Here is a 13,803-nt window from a genome sequence, read left to right as displayed (position 1 = left end):
TCCTTCCCGCCGACGCGGGGGTGTTCCGTCCTGCGCCGCGCCCACCGAATCGAGATGGCCGTCTTCCCCGCCACCGCGGGGGTGTTCCGGTCGAGGGCGGGAGCGCCGTCTGGCCCGAGCCGTCTTCCCCGCCACCGCGGGGGTGTTCCGTCGGCGCCGGTACCGCTTCCCCGCGTCGTCCTGTCTTCCCCGCCGGTGCGGGGGTGTTCCGTACTGGACCGTCGAGCAACACACTGGCGTCGGGTCTTCCCCGCCGGTGCGGGGGTGTTCCGACGGTGGACGGCGGCGCGGAAGGGCATGTCCCGTTGTCCCCGCCGACGCGGGGATGTTCCGGGCGCCGGGTTCGGCAAGGTCTACGGGGGCGGGATGTCCCCGCCGACGCGAGGGTATTCCGCCATATAGGACAGCGCGGAAGGCGCGCGCAGGGTTCTCCCCGCCGACGCGGGGGTTTTCCGTTCTTGGCCAGGCCGCCCGGAGTGGTCTTGGGGTTCTCCCCGCCGACGCGGAGGTGTTCCGTTGCCGTTCTTCTCGGACTCCTTGAGCACGGCGTTCTCCCCGCCGACGCGGGGGTGTTCCGCTCAGAAGGCCCGCGCTGACCGCCTCCAGGACGTGCTCCCCGCCGATGCGGGGGTGATCCGTCCCGTGCCCTGCAGGCGTTCCTCGCCGCGTGGTTCTCCCCGCCGACGCGGGGGTGTTCCGCCTCCGCCGTACCCGCCCCGCCGGTAGCCGCCGTTCTCCCCGCCGACGCGGGGGTGTTCCGAGCACGGTGGTCAGTCCCGGGGGCCGGGTGCGGTTCTCCCCACCGACGCGGGGTGTTCCGTCCAGTGCCACACTGCGGGCAGGCGCTCACGGGTTCTCCCCGCTGACGCGGAGGTGTTCCGGACTTCGAGCCCGTGAAGATCACGGCTCCGAATTTCTCCCCGCCGACGCGGGGGTGTTCCGGACAGACCGAGCCCCTCGGCGTTCATGGGGTCGTTCTCTCCGCCGACGCGGGGGTGTTCCGCGCAGGGGCCGACCCAAGAAGGAAGAAGTCCTGTTCTCCCCGCCGGTGCGGGGGTGTTCCGGCATCAACCCGGTTCGTTGAGGAGCTGGGCGCGTCTTCCCCGCCGGTGCGGGGGTGTTCCAACGCAACCGACCGGTGCTCGACCTCCTCGGCGGTCTTCCCCACCAGTGCGGGGGTGTTCCGCAGCTAGCCCGCGCCATGCGCGACCTAGACCTGTCTTCCCCGCCAGTGCGGGGGTGTTCCGACTCTTACGGTGGCGTGGAACCTGCGCCTTGCGTCTTCCCCGCTGGTGCGGGGGTGTTCCGTACGCACGGCTGTCCGGCGCCGTTCCTCCCTCGTCCTCCCCGCCGACGCGGGGGTGTTCCGCCGCTCAAGTACTGCTCGATACGAAGGTCAGCGTCTTCCCCGCCGGTGCGAGGGTGTTCTGTCGGCGACCTCGGGAACTCCCCCCCTCCTCCCCCCCACGTACGGCCACCGATGTCCTCACTCTCCGTCGAGGTCTCGCGTGCTCGGGTTGCACAGTCCAGGGCAGGCCGCAGGTGCGTTGTCAGTGAGGCCGACGGTGGTGCGAACCTCATCGCTGTCGGCGGTGATTCTGGGAAGACCCCTGCGTTCCTGATCGTTGAACGCGGTGTCACGGTCAAGGCGTCGTCGTCCGGCGCGTGGCTGCCCAAGGTTTTGTCCGAACGACGAAGTGCGGTGATCACGCGATGAAGGCTGTGCGGTTCCACGAGTACGGCGGGCTCGATGTGCTGCGGGTGGAGGATGTGGAGCGGCCGGTGCCCGGCCCCGACCAGGTGCTGGTCGAGGTCCGGGCGGCCGGAATCCAGCCCGGCGAGGTGAATATCCGTACGGGCGCGTTGCACGAACGCTGGCCGGCGACGTCCCCTTCCGGGCAGGGCAGCGATCTGGCTGGCGTCGTGGTGGGGGTCGGTTCGCAGGTGCGCGGCTTCGCGGTGGGCGATGAGGTGTTGGGCTTCACTCATAACAGGGCGAGCCATGCGGAGTTCGTCGTGGTCGACGACGTGAATCTGGCACGACTGCCTATGCCACCGTGTTCGCGGTGGACCCTCAACCGGCCGACACGGTGGTCGTGTCCGGTGCGGCGGGCGGTGTCGGGTCGCTTGCCGTGCAGCTCGCGCGGCGGCGTGGCGCCACGGTGATCGGGCTGGCGAGCGAGCCGAACCACGCCTGGTTGAAGGAACGCGGTGTCCTCCCGGTCGAGTACGGGGACGGCGTGGCCGATCGGATCCGGCAGGCTTCCGGCGGGAACGTCGACGCGTTCATCGACACGTTCGGTGACGGCTACGTGAATCTGGCCGTGGAATTGGGGGTGCGGCCCGAGCGGATCAACACCATCCGCGATTGGCAGGCCGCGGCCAGGGTCGGTGCGCGAACCCACGGTGAAGGCTCAGCGGCGTGCGCGGTCGTGCTCGGCGAGCTCGCCCGGCTCGCCGCACGCGGGGAACTGGAGGTGCCGATCGCCCACACCTACCCCCTGGAACGGGTACGAGACGCGTTCCACGAGCTGGAACAGCGGCACACCCACGGCAAGATCGTGCTGCGGCCATAGTCCCGGCTGTCCTGGGTAACCAGCGAGCAGCCACCCTGGAACCCAACGCGGTGTCACTGCCGACGGCCAGATAACTACCTGCCAAGTGGCCACCAGCAAGGAAATCTCAACTAGCCATTGACAGTGTTCCGAGTTGAGGCAGGTCAGCATGACTGCTGCGGGAGTCTTCCCCGCCGGTGCGGGGGTGTTCCGAGGCCGCTCGGCGCCGCATGCGCCGGGCGCTCCGTCTTCCCCACCATCGCAGGGGTGTTCCGCCCCGGGCCAGTGAGCTGAGCGGATCGCTGTCGTCCTCCCCGCCGACGCGGGGGTGTTCCGCCTGCCTCGTGCACCACTGCTGGGTTGATCAGGTCCTCTCCGCCGGCGCGGGGGCGTTCCGAGCACGGTGTGCGAGCTGTTGAAGACCGTCCTGCCCTTCCCGCCGACGCGGGGGTGTTCCAACAACGCTGCGCCCCTGTCCCAGTTGCTCCCCTCCGACTCGGGGAAGGCTCCGGGGCCAGCTTCGAAGTGGGCGGCGCTTTCTTGCTCTGCATCGCTCCAGAGAAGGCCCCAGGGCACGCTGTCGTCGCTTGGGGTAGCCCTCCTGGCTGACCAGCCAATCAACCAAAGTCACCAACCCAGGCGACACGCCCCCTCGACCCAATCAGTCAGCACCGACAACGCCCCAACCCGACAACTAGTACGGTGCCTACATGGCCTGTCTACAGATCACGACCAGCTCGACAAAGGGACGGCAAAGCCCCTGCTAAGACGCAGGTCAGGAAGTGTCTTCCCCGCTACCGCGGGGGTGTTCCGACGCAGGACGAGCTGTGGGCCCTCAGTACGGCGTCTTCCCCGCCACCGCGGGGGGTGTTCCGAAGCTGGTGTACGCGCCGTGCGCGTTCTTCGGGTCTTCCCCGCCACCGCGGGGGTGTTCCGTCCATCGACCCGCTGCTCCTGGAGTACCAGCGGTCTTCCCCGCCACCGCGGGGGTGTTCCGCCTTGATGACCCGGCCCGCCTCGGCGTGACCGGTCTTCCCCGCCACCGCGGGGGTGTTCCGCCGCGCACCGCGTCCTCGGCCCGGCCGATCCGGTCTTCCCCGCCACCGCGGGGGTGTTCCGAGGGTGATGGCGCAGGCCGGGCACGAGGGCCCGTCTTCCCCGCCACCGCGGGGGTGTTCCGTCACGGACGCCCGGTGGCAAGCCACCCTTGTGGTCTTCCCCGCCACCGCGGGGGTGTTCCGATCACTCGCATTGTCGGCTCGATGTGGTGCGGGTCTTCCCCGCCACCGCGGGGGTGTTCCGTCGGTGCGATGGGTCGAGGACCTGGAAGCGGGGTCTTCCCCGCCACCGCGGGGGTGTTCCGACTGTCTGTGCCCGCACCGGCTTGTCCGGGCGGTCTTCCCCGCCACTGCGGGGTGTTCCGTCCGGCCGGATCCTTCGGCTTCGCTGGGACGAGTCTTCCCCGCCACCGCGGGGGTGTTCCGTTGACGTCCGCGCGGGCCTTGGCTCCCTCGGCGTCTTCCCCGCCACCGCTGGGGTGTTCCGATGTCCTCCCTGGCCTCCAAGGCGATGCGGGGGTCGGCGCTCGCCCCGGCGGACTTTGACGACGTGTCAGAGCCCTCGAATGGGACCTCCTCACCCAGCAAGATGTCACCACGACGCCACGCCCCACCACTCCGCTCTACATCCGGAACACGGAGACTGGCGCCGCAGGGAGCCGGGCCAAGTCGCGTCGCGAGAACGTCCCGGGACGTCTCGCCGATGTCCGCACGGGCGGTTATGGCGTCCCGGCCGCTGCCGCCAAGCTCAAGCTCCCCGAGCGGGGCGTAACCGTCGGGCTCGGGCAGCTGCAAGGGGTTGTTCCAGCGCATCCAATCCAGAGAGAGGATCCGTCATGCCGCAAGCCAGGCGAGAGAAGAAGGACCATTTGATCTACGCGGACGTCGTGGACTCCAAGTCCAAGGCGGGCGTGTGGATGGGTGAGCGTGCCTCCTTCCAGGAGAAGCAGGGTCGCATCATCGAGGCACTCAAGGAGCAGACGGACTGGGTTGAGCTGAAGGACGCGGTGATGGTCATCAGCGCCGACCCGGCCGGTATCACGGTCATCGCGCCGAACCCGTCGCTGCCCGGCGTGATCGTCCTCGCCGATGGCGGCTCTCCGGCCACGTCCGCGAAGCTCCAGGCGGCCGCCGAGGAGAAGGTCCGCACGGTCATGGGTGAACTCGGGATCGCCGAAGAGGAAGCGGCGGCCTGACCACCATGGCCGTCCCCCGGATGCTGTGGGGGAAGTACTTCCAGTACGAGCGGGACGGGGAAGCGGTTCTCCTTGACCCGGTCGCACTGGACAGTGTGTTCATCGGCTCCGGCGAGGTCCATGACCTCGCCGGGGTCCCCCCGACCGCGACCCATGAAGCCCTCGCAGGGCTCGGCTTCACCCCCGGCGGCCCTGTCCCCGACCGGCGCGAAGCACTCCATGACCGCCTTCGACTCCTCGGCCTCGATGCCGCCCCGCGTCGCATCAGCGGGCTGCGCGTGGTCGTGACCGACCGCTGCAATATGGCCTGCACCTACTGCTTCGTCGACACGAACAGTGGCAAGCCGGACATGACGAAGGAAGAACTCTCGGAAGGGCTGGAGTTCTTGTTCCAGCAGAACGCCGGGCAGGACGAGGTGTCCATTCAGTGGTTCGGCGGCGAGCCGACCATCCGCTTCGACCTCATGCAGTACGGCGATCGGCTCGCCGACACGTTCGCCGACCGCTACGGCGTGGCCAGGGTGCGGCGCACGGTCGTCACCAACGGCGCCCGGCTGACGGACGAGGCCCTCGAGCACTTCGTCGCCTACGAGTACGGGGTCGGCATTTCCATCGACGGCCCGCCGGGCATCAATTCCGCGAACCGGCTTCTCCTCGGTGGGCAGCCCGCCGACGATCGGATCCGCCGCAACGTCGCCCGGTTCGTGGCGGCCGAGGGGTTGCACGTGGGCTGCAACCTCACCCCGACGGCCGCGAACATCGGACGTCTCGCTGAGACTGTCCGGTGGATCATTGACGACCTCGGGCTGAAGTTCATCTATGTCAATACGCCCATCCCGACTGCGGGCCGTTGGATGGTCAACGGGAATGATTTAGCTGGGGAGTTGTACGAGGCCCGCGTGGCTGCCCTGGGGCGGGGCGGCATGCTGTTCTCCGTTCTGGACCGCGCCTTCCAGGGACTCGACACCCGCCGGCCGATGCTGTTCGACCACATGCAGGGCGACCGCAGCCTGAACGCCGCCCTCCTGCCCGGCAATCGGGTCAGTCTGTGCGACATCAACTTCACCGAGCCGTCGTTCCTCCACACGCTCGACAAACTGCGCGCCGATCCCGGCCTCCTGGCCGGCGTGGCGAAGAAGGTCGCCCCGGTACCCGAGTGCGGCAACTGCCCGGCGCTCGCCATCTGCGGCGGGCCGTCACGCAACGAACAGGCCCTCATCGGCGGCGTCACTCCGGACCCCGAGATGTGCGCGTTCTACACGAGCACCGTGGAAATCGCGGTGTGGGACAACACGGGGGTGCAATGAGCACCCCCGCGCGTACGGCGCTGATCTCCACGGCCGGGCACTGCAAGGTGGCCTGCGGCTTCTGCTTCCGCGCCGACCGAGCCCACGGCTTCCTCGACACCGCAACCTACATCCGCACCCTGTCGCGGCTGAAGGAGACGGGCGTGGCGGGGGTGTGCCTGACCGGTGGCGAACCCACCCATCACCCGGAGCTCCGGCAACTCGTGCGGCTTGCCCATCAGTTCGGCATGTCGGTGTCGATGGTGACGTCAGCCCGCACCGCGGCCGAGAGCGTCGCTCTCTCCCAGGTCGCGCACCTGCTGGCCAACGTGACCGTTTCCGCCGACTCGCAGGGCGCCATGCTGTTGGGGCGCACCACCCGCACCGCGGCCTCGGGCATCAGCACCCTGCGCGCCATCGGCACCGAGACGAGGATCCTGCACGTCACCTGCTGGAGCCTGACCGACGGGGAGTGCCAGGACCTGGCCGACCTTGTGGTTGCGGCAGGGGTGGAGGTCCAGTTCAGCCCCGTCGTCCTCGACGAACGGACCCTGAGTCGCGACGGCAAGTCGGTCCAGGACTACCTGGCACAGCAGCAGCTCGACGCTGATCTGCTGGACCGGTACTTCAATCTGTCCGACCGTTATCGGGCCTACCTCGGCGAGCTGCGGGCCCTGCAACTGCCCGGGGCCGGGGGTGAGAGGTGGTCATGCCGCTCGGCTGCCGCGTATGTCTCCGCCGACGGTCGCATCAGGCGATGCCCCTACGGCCGTGCGTCGGTCAGCGCCCATGCTCCTCGCTCCGAAATCAGGCAGTTCCTGACCTCTGCCGCGCAGGACCAGGTGACTCCGGACTGCGCCGCCATCTGCCGCACCGCTGCCCCGTCCGACGACCGCAGCACATCTTGCCCCGCCCCTGTGTGAAGGCAGCTGACACCAACGATCCGATGGACCCCTCAATGAAGATCACGACTCCCGACGACTTCACCCAGCGGTGGCAGCAGCCGCCCAACTTCCCGCTGGAGATCCCGTTCAACTACACGTTCCTGCCCGCCGTCGACGTCCTCGACCACGTCCGTAGAGACGAGGAGGTCCGGTTCACGATCCTCGGGGACGACGACTGGCAGGTGCGCATGGACCGCACCGCCGCGTTCCGCACCGCGCCGATCGAGGAGATCGTCACCTGGCCGTTCCGGCTGGTGCACTTCAACCTCGGCCGCTTCTACGACGACCTCTTGGACGGTTTCCAGGAGGAGGTCATGATCCCCTGGCGCACGCACCTGTCCGTCCAGGGCTTCACCTGGCAGCGCCTGGCACCGATCCTTTTCCTCTCAACCAGCGGCGCCTCATCGACGTACCACAACGACAACTCACACGGCCTGGTCTGGCACGTCGATGGCGTCAAAACCTTCCACAGCTACCTCGACCCCGACAAGCACCTGTCGGCCGACGCGGCGGTCATCGGCGAGACCACCGGCGAGGTCCCGCCAGAGCACGATGAGGCCGACCGCCAGTCCGTCATCATGCGCCCCGGGGACCAGCTGTGGAGCCACGCTCTGACCCCGCACTGGGTCACCACCCAATCACCGCTCGCCATGAGCGTCACCCTCTCCCACGGCGGCCTGTGCCACCAGGGCCGCTTCAGTGAGCGGGAGTTGGCGTTGCGGGCCTACTGGGACAAGAACCCTGGCGAGGCGTGGACGCATGACCTGCGCAATGTCCGCTACTGAGACCGCGTCCCACGACACGAGGTGCTCGCCCGTGTCGTGGGACGCAACCAACGGCCGGTTACGGGGTGAGCCGGTTCGGACCGCGGAAGAGGAAGGTGGCCTCGCGGATCGAGTCCAGGCCGAGCATCACCATCAGCACCCGGCCGAGCCCCATGCCGAGTCCGCCGTGCGGCGGGCACCCGTACCGGAACGCGTTGAGGTAGTCCTGCAGAGGCTCGGGACTCATGCCCTTCTCGGCGGCCTGCTTCAGCAGCACGTCGTACCGGTGCTCACGCTGTGCACCGGTGGTGACCTCCAGCCCTCTCCACAACAGGTCGAAGCTCAAGGTCACGGCCGGGTCGCCGACGGGCCGCATGTGGTAGAAGGGCCGGATGCTCACCGGGTAGTGCGTGATGAACACGAACTCGTGCCCGGTGGCCTCCTTGATGTGAGCCGAGATGCTCCGCTCGCCCTCCGGGTCCAGGTCCTCCTTGACGCCCTCCGGGTCCCAGCCGCCCTTGCGCAGGATCTCGTGCGCCTCAGCCATGGTGGTGCGAGGGAACGGCGTCGTGGGGACGGTGACCTCGACACCGAAGTGCTCGCGGATCGCCCCGCCGTGCGCTTCAGCGACCTTGCCGATCGCGTGCGCGAGCATCTGCTCTTCGAAGACCATCACGTCCTCGACACTGTCGATCCAGGCCAGCTCCACGTCGACGCCTGTGAACTCGGTGGCGTGCCGGGAGGTGAACGACGGCTCGGCACGGAAGACCGGACCGATCTCGAAGACCTTGTCGATGCCGGCCGAGATCGCCATCTGCTTGTAGAACTGCGGCGACTGCGCCAGGTAGGCGGAGCGGTCGAAGTAGCCGAGTTTGAAGACCTCCGCCCCGGACTCCGAGGCGGTGCCCATGAGCTTGGGGGTGTGCATCTCCGTGGCGCCCTGCGCATACGCGTACTCGCGCATGCCCTGCTCCAGGGTGGTCTGCACAGCGAACATCAGCTGGGTGGCGGGACGGCGGCGTACGTCCAGGAACCGCCAGTCCAGTCGTTGCTCCAGGCCAGTGTGCTCGTCGATCGGCAGCGGCGTGACGGCCAGGTTCAGGACTTCCACCTGCTCGGGGACGATCTCCAAGCCGCCGAGCTTGACCTGGGCGGCGTCGACGACACGACCGGTAATACGGACGGCGGATTCGGTGGTGAGGGCTTCGAGCTGGGCTTCCAGCGGCCCGTCGTCGCGCTGGTGGGTCACCTGCACCATGCCGGTGCTGTCCCGCACGATGACGAACTGCATCTTGCGCTGCAAGCGGAGGGTGTTCACCCACCCGCAGACGGTAACGGCATGGCCGACGTGTTCTCGCAGGTCAGAGATGTGTACGCGGCTGTGGATCATTTCGGTCCTCCGAAGGACGTCGTCATGATCCCTTGGGAGTGCGGGCGAGAAGGGCAACTCGCGGTACCACCGCACTTTCGCCGCCACCAGGTGGCGGCCTCATTCAGGCCCAGTGACGGAGGCCGGCCGGCGGGGCATTGGGCCACTGGGTGGGGCCGTTCCTCCCCGCGCTCAGGAGGGTCTTCGCCTCGGGGTGCGAGGCCGCCTTCACAGCTGCTGGCGGCTCTCTCGGCTCGCGTGGTCCCTGGCTACTCGTCTCCATCAACGCGTTGCTCAGCAGCATACGGAGTGCGTTACCGCGGGGCAATCAAGAACGGCAGTGTCCAGCGGAACGTCCCAGGACGTCCCGCTGGTGTCCGCGCGAGCGGTTATGGCGTCCCTGCACCAGGCACGAAGCTCTTGCGACCTGGCCGACTACATGCGCGACAAGCAGAAGGCCAAGGTCGACGAGTTGAAGACGACCGGCATCAAGGTGGCGTTCGCCGACGCCATCCCGGCCTTCCACGGCCACGGCCTGTGTGACAGCGACGAGTACATCAACGGCATCGTCGCGGGCCCAAACGGCGACGGCGACTACCACAAGGGGGATCCGGCCAACCCGATTCCCTGTATCCCCGTGTCCGGCATCTGCGTCAGCCTTGAGTCATTCCACCCGAAGAACTCGGGCACATCGAAGTACGCTCAGGTCATGGACCAGACACTGGCCGACATCGGCTACACGGGCGGCTGATGACACACATGCCCAACAGCCCCGTGGCCGCACGGCGGTTCACCCGCCGCGCGGCCACCGGAGGCCTCATCCTGCTGATCATCCCGGCCGGTCTGCTCGCCTACTTCTGGTACTCGGCCTGGCACACCAGCCATGTCAACGACCAGCGCAGGCAAGCCGCCCTCACCTCAATACTCGCCCAAGCCCGCGACGCGACAACCGACACCACCCACGCTCTCAACACCAACAGCACCACGGACACCGACGCCCTGACAGGTATCATCTGGCAGCACACGCACGCGCCGTTGATCGCCTACGACGCGTCCCGCCGCACATTCACCGCCACCGCGTCCCGGTCCGCCGACTACAGCGAGGAAGTGCTCCTGCCCGGCGGCGGCCCCGTCACAGTGAACCGCTGCTTCACCTTCACCTCCACCCGAGGCACCAGCGCGATCTGGACGACGACCATGACGGAACAGGACGAGCAACTGTGCCGCCCAGGCCAGACGATCGACCATCGAGCGACCTTGGCGAAGGAACGCATCAGGAACATGTCCGCCGCCCAACTCACTCGCGCCGACGTGACCCAAGCACTGGACCCTGCCCACCAACAAGACACATACGTCGTGAAGGACACCGTGCGCCACGGACAGACGGTCACCATCACCATCCTCATCCGCGCCCAACGCGACGTATCCGCAACAGCCGCACAGTGCTACCAGTTCACCCGAAACCTCGACGGCAACGATGCAGAACGAACCACCGCCAGCATGCCCATAGGCACCTGTTGAAGGTCCGTCACATTCCAGCCCAAGACATCGTTGCACTTGGTGCCGCCGTGTGACGGGCCGGTAGCGCCCGTACGTCAGTCCGGCAGGCAGGAGCGAAATCAGCGGAGCAGTTCCCAGGCAGCGAGAATCTCCGCGTTCGACGGTTCGCCCTGCTGTTCCACAGAATGGTCCTGCCCCAGACCTCCACCAAACGGGCGAGGAGGCTCTGCCACAGGCATCTCGCCCTGGTGTTCTGTCGGCTCAGCCACCTTTGACGCCGGAGTCGGCAGCGGATCGGTCCGGGCACCGGCCGCGTGCTGGTGAGCCGCACGATGGTGGAGTCCACCGGGATATCCCAGTCGATCTCACCCTCGGCATCGGCCGCGGCCTGAGCCTGCTGCAGCAGAAGCTCCCACGTGCCGTCGGCCGACCACGGCGTTCATGCACGGTCTTCCACGGCCCGCTCCGGCAGATCCCGCCACGGCACCCCGGTCCGCACTCGGTGCAACATCCCGTCGATCACCTGCCGATGATCCCGCCACCGGTAGACGAGGTCGGCAGTAACGTCACGAGATGACGCAACTGGCCCCGCGCCTGCGGGTGGAGGCCCGGCGCCCCTCGGGTGCCTCAGCGGCGGTGCCGGCACCGCGGCCAGGGGCCGCACCCTGCGATGGCATGGGAATGGAGGAGTCCCGCTGACCTCGTGGGTTGTCCCGCCGACGAGGCCCGTCGCCCGGCTGCTACCCCAAATGAGCCTTCATATCAGAGGCGTTTACCGTCGCGAAGCGGTTTTCGTGAACTGGGCATCAATTACCTGCAGAGCCTCTACGAAAGTGTCCGATCGGCCCGCAAATGTGTTGCCCTTGGGAGTATATGCCCGAATAGCTTTTCGGCAGCCTGTGTCACTACGCTCACGGAGCGCGAGCCCGTTCTCTTCTGACGGGTCACGGGCTCGCGCTCTTCGCAAATCAGCAAACCCGGGAGGATCAATGGGTAATTCCCCAGGTCGCCGATGGTTCAAACGCCAGGAGCGCCGAACCGAGTCAGACACTAACAGCGCGCTACTGCCTTCGACTGTGACGGGCAACACCCTTCCGTCACCGGGCAACGCCCTGCCGGCACAGTTCGCCGCCGCGCCGCCGATCGTGCTGTTCGCCGGGCAGCCGACCACAACCCAGGTGTGCGCCACCCTTGTTACCGCAGGGTTGTGGGTGGTCGGGGTGTATCTAACCAAACGTTCCAGCCAGACCTGACGGACACACCGGGGGTCGCCGTCGGCGGCGGCGACCCCCGGTGCCCTCCGCGGCCTTTGGTTCCCTACGAAACGGAACAAGATCACCGCTATTCGTTACGCAACCCGGGCGACGAAATCCGTTACGTCGCCCGGGCCGCAAACGCCGTCAGGAGACAAATCCGCATGACATCGAACAGATTACCGGCCAAAACCTGCGAATGGTGCAGTGAAAACTTCTATCCGGAGAACATCGGAAGGCCCGGACGCTTCTGTGGCACCAGGTGCCGCCAGGCCTGGCACCGCGACCAGAAACGCCACAGGGAACCAGCCAATACGAGCCACCTTGACGAGATAATCACTGAAGATGCCGAATCCGCCCACGACGACCTCGATGAACTGGTCGCCGCACTCCACTATCCCGGCGCCCCACCGGAGCAGCCCCTGCGTCTGGTGATCGGTCTCCAGCGCCGGCTGGACGCGTTGGTGCCCGCCCTCGTCGGCCGCGCCCGCACACGAGGCGCCTCCTGGAACGACATCGGCGGCGTGCTGAACATGAACAAGGACACCGCGCGCCGCAAATACGACAACGCCACCGTGGAACGCTCCGTCCAGCGCATGCCCCGCCCCCGCCAGCCAGCTCCTCCGCCTCCTCCCAGGGCCCGCCGCATCCCAGCCCGGGACTACAACGCGGAGACCCACCCCCAGCTCCCCCCGGCCCTGTCCCCGCCCGCCCCTGTCGCCTGGGCGAACGAGCTCGCGCCGCTCCTGTCCAACCTGCAGCGTGCCTCCGGCCGTTCGATCCGGGCCCTCTCACGGGAGACGAGGCTGTCGCCCAGCTACCTCTCCCGCATCTACTCCGGCGAACGCCAGCCCAGCTGGGCCACGACCGTACGCCTGGCGCGCGCCTGCGGCGCCGACCCAGCCACGCTGCGCCAGGTGTGGCAGGAGGCGGACGCGGTGCGCGCAACGAACCGGAAGAAGGAGCCGCACAGCCTGCACTCCGCACTCAGCTACCTGCTCCAGCTCGCGGGCCAGCCCACCGCCCTGCAGATCTCCCTCAAGGACGGCTGCACCCTCAGCGAGGAACACATCGCCCAGGTCCTGGACGGCACCTTGGTGCCGGACTGGGACAGCGTCCGCCACCTCGTCCAGCTCCTGGACGGCGAGCCCACCTATTTCCACCCCCTCTGGGAGACCGCGTCCGGACACCATCAATCCGCCCCGGACGAGTCCGCGCCGACACCCCACCCCGCTGCCCGCCCCAGCCGACCGTGCAAGAGCAACCGGGCCGCCGCCTGAGCGACCTCTTCGCAGTCTTCAGCGCCACCTTCACCTCCACGGCGCCCGTCACAGGCAGAGCCCCGGACACCGACCCCGCAACCGTCCGTACCCCGCCCGTTCTGGGCGCCCTCAACACGGCACGGCGCCTGCTCGCCCCGATCCCCGCCGTCACCCACTGGCACCCCTAACAACGGGCATGCATCGACACCCGCAACATTGGCAAAGTCAGGTAGACGGGCAATCTGCCCACCGGGGGGGGCGCTCCGACCCGAGGGCTCCGAGTCGGGCTCGGAGCCCTCCCACGCTGTTCAGTGAACCTCTTTCATCCTGAATAGCTGCAGGTGAGGAGGGTGTGAACGGCCGCGACGATCTGTCCAACGCGGTTGGTGGAGCATCTGGTCCGGCGCAGGACGCGCCAGGACTTCAGGCGGGCGAAGGCGCGTTCGCCCGGAGCGCGGAGCCGGGCGTGTACTCGGTTGAACCGCTGGTACTGCGGCGGCTGGATGCGGTGGTGGTAGTAGGGGGTGCGGACGGTGGCGCCGGCGCCTTGGTAGGCGCGGTCGGCCAGGATGAGGATCTGCCGGGTCAGACAGGCCTGCACGATGCCGTGAGCGCG

The 13,803-nt window shown here is 68.0% G+C and carries 10 protein-coding genes and 2 pseudogenes; 9 read left to right on the top strand and 3 right to left on the bottom strand.

The features are described from left to right. The first annotated feature begins 1,713 nt into the window (after window positions 1-1,713). The 5 genes and pseudogenes from ACIQ8J_RS21925 to ACIQ8J_RS21905 all read left to right on the top strand — a co-directional run bounded on the left by ACIQ8J_RS21925 (window position 1,714) and on the right by ACIQ8J_RS21905 (window position 7,824). Window positions 1,714-2,576: pseudogene (locus ACIQ8J_RS21925) on the top strand (NADP-dependent oxidoreductase). 1,873 nt (window positions 2,577-4,449) lie between these two features. Continuing rightward, window positions 4,450-4,809, top strand: a complete 360-nt coding sequence (locus tag ACIQ8J_RS21920) for a hypothetical protein (RefSeq protein WP_403273870.1) — start codon at window positions 4,450-4,452, stop codon at window positions 4,807-4,809. A 5-nt stretch (window positions 4,810-4,814) separates the two neighbouring features. Continuing rightward, window positions 4,815-6,116, top strand: a complete 1,302-nt coding sequence (locus ACIQ8J_RS21915; RefSeq protein ID WP_403607924.1) for a radical SAM protein — start codon at window positions 4,815-4,817, stop codon at window positions 6,114-6,116. After that, window positions 6,113-7,018 carry a radical SAM protein gene (locus ACIQ8J_RS21910; protein WP_403273864.1) on the top strand — a complete coding sequence of 302 codons (906 nt, stop codon included), beginning with the start codon at window positions 6,113-6,115 and terminating at the stop codon, window positions 7,016-7,018. Before ACIQ8J_RS21915 ends, ACIQ8J_RS21910 begins: the two co-directional genes overlap by 4 nt. A gap of 35 nt (window positions 7,019-7,053) precedes the next feature. After that, the gene (locus ACIQ8J_RS21905) at window positions 7,054-7,824 is read left to right on the top strand and encodes a hypothetical protein (RefSeq protein WP_403273861.1); all 771 of its coding nucleotides are present in this window, start codon (window positions 7,054-7,056) and stop codon (window positions 7,822-7,824) included. A gap of 58 nt (window positions 7,825-7,882) precedes the next feature. On the opposite strand, the gene aspS is transcribed toward ACIQ8J_RS21905, so the two are convergent. After that, window positions 7,883-9,193 (bottom strand): aspartate--tRNA(Asn) ligase, encoded by a 1,311-nt coding sequence (gene aspS / locus ACIQ8J_RS21900; protein WP_403273859.1) that lies wholly within the window; start codon window positions 9,191-9,193, stop codon window positions 7,883-7,885. Between the two features lie 319 nt (window positions 9,194-9,512). On the opposite strand from aspS, the gene ACIQ8J_RS21895 reads away from it, so the two are divergent. Beyond that, window positions 9,513-9,923: a hypothetical protein gene (locus ACIQ8J_RS21895; RefSeq protein WP_403273857.1), complete on the top strand. Its 411-nt coding sequence runs from the start codon at window positions 9,513-9,515 to the stop codon at window positions 9,921-9,923. Window positions 9,924-9,946: 23 nt separating this feature from the next. Continuing rightward, the gene (locus tag ACIQ8J_RS21890; RefSeq protein WP_403607922.1) at window positions 9,947-10,693 is read left to right on the top strand and encodes a hypothetical protein; all 747 of its coding nucleotides are present in this window, start codon (window positions 9,947-9,949) and stop codon (window positions 10,691-10,693) included. A 254-nt stretch (window positions 10,694-10,947) separates the two neighbouring features. Here ACIQ8J_RS21890 and ACIQ8J_RS21885 read toward each other — a convergent pair. Then, window positions 10,948-11,213 (bottom strand): annotated as a pseudogene (locus tag ACIQ8J_RS21885) (transposase); the annotation flags it as partial. A gap of 535 nt (window positions 11,214-11,748) precedes the next feature. Between ACIQ8J_RS21885 and ACIQ8J_RS21880 the strand changes: the two are divergent. Next, entirely contained in the window at window positions 11,749-11,925 is a 177-nt protein-coding gene (locus ACIQ8J_RS21880) for a hypothetical protein (protein ID WP_403273852.1), read from the top strand. A gap of 431 nt (window positions 11,926-12,356) precedes the next feature. Beyond that, window positions 12,357-13,205 (top strand): helix-turn-helix domain-containing protein, encoded by an 849-nt coding sequence (locus tag ACIQ8J_RS21875; RefSeq protein WP_403273849.1) that lies wholly within the window; start codon window positions 12,357-12,359, stop codon window positions 13,203-13,205. Between the two features lie 304 nt (window positions 13,206-13,509). On the opposite strand, the gene ACIQ8J_RS21870 is transcribed toward ACIQ8J_RS21875, so the two are convergent. Further along, a partial coding sequence (locus tag ACIQ8J_RS21870; RefSeq protein ID WP_403607920.1) for a transposase family protein occupies window positions 13,510-13,803 on the bottom strand: 294 nt, incomplete at its 5' end.

Source organism: Streptomyces sp. NPDC094147, assembly GCF_044764265.1.
Lineage (GTDB): Bacteria > Actinomycetota > Actinomycetes > Streptomycetales > Streptomycetaceae > Streptomyces.
This window is presented reverse-complemented; position numbering and strand designations above follow the sequence as displayed.

Bases quoted from the DNA above. Each gene is read 5' to 3' on its own strand.
- aspS (WP_403273859.1), bottom strand. From the start codon at position 9,193: ATGATCCACAGCCGCGTACACATCTCTGACCTGCGAGAACACGTCGGC.
- ACIQ8J_RS21915 (WP_403607924.1), top strand. From the start codon at position 4,815: ATGGCCGTCCCCCGGATGCTGTGGGGGAAGTACTTCCAGTACGAGCGG.
- ACIQ8J_RS21920 (WP_403273870.1), top strand. From the start codon at position 4,450: ATGCCGCAAGCCAGGCGAGAGAAGAAGGACCATTTGATCTACGCGGAC.
- ACIQ8J_RS21910 (WP_403273864.1), top strand. From the start codon at position 6,113: ATGAGCACCCCCGCGCGTACGGCGCTGATCTCCACGGCCGGGCACTGC.
- ACIQ8J_RS21905 (WP_403273861.1), top strand. From the start codon at position 7,054: ATGAAGATCACGACTCCCGACGACTTCACCCAGCGGTGGCAGCAGCCG.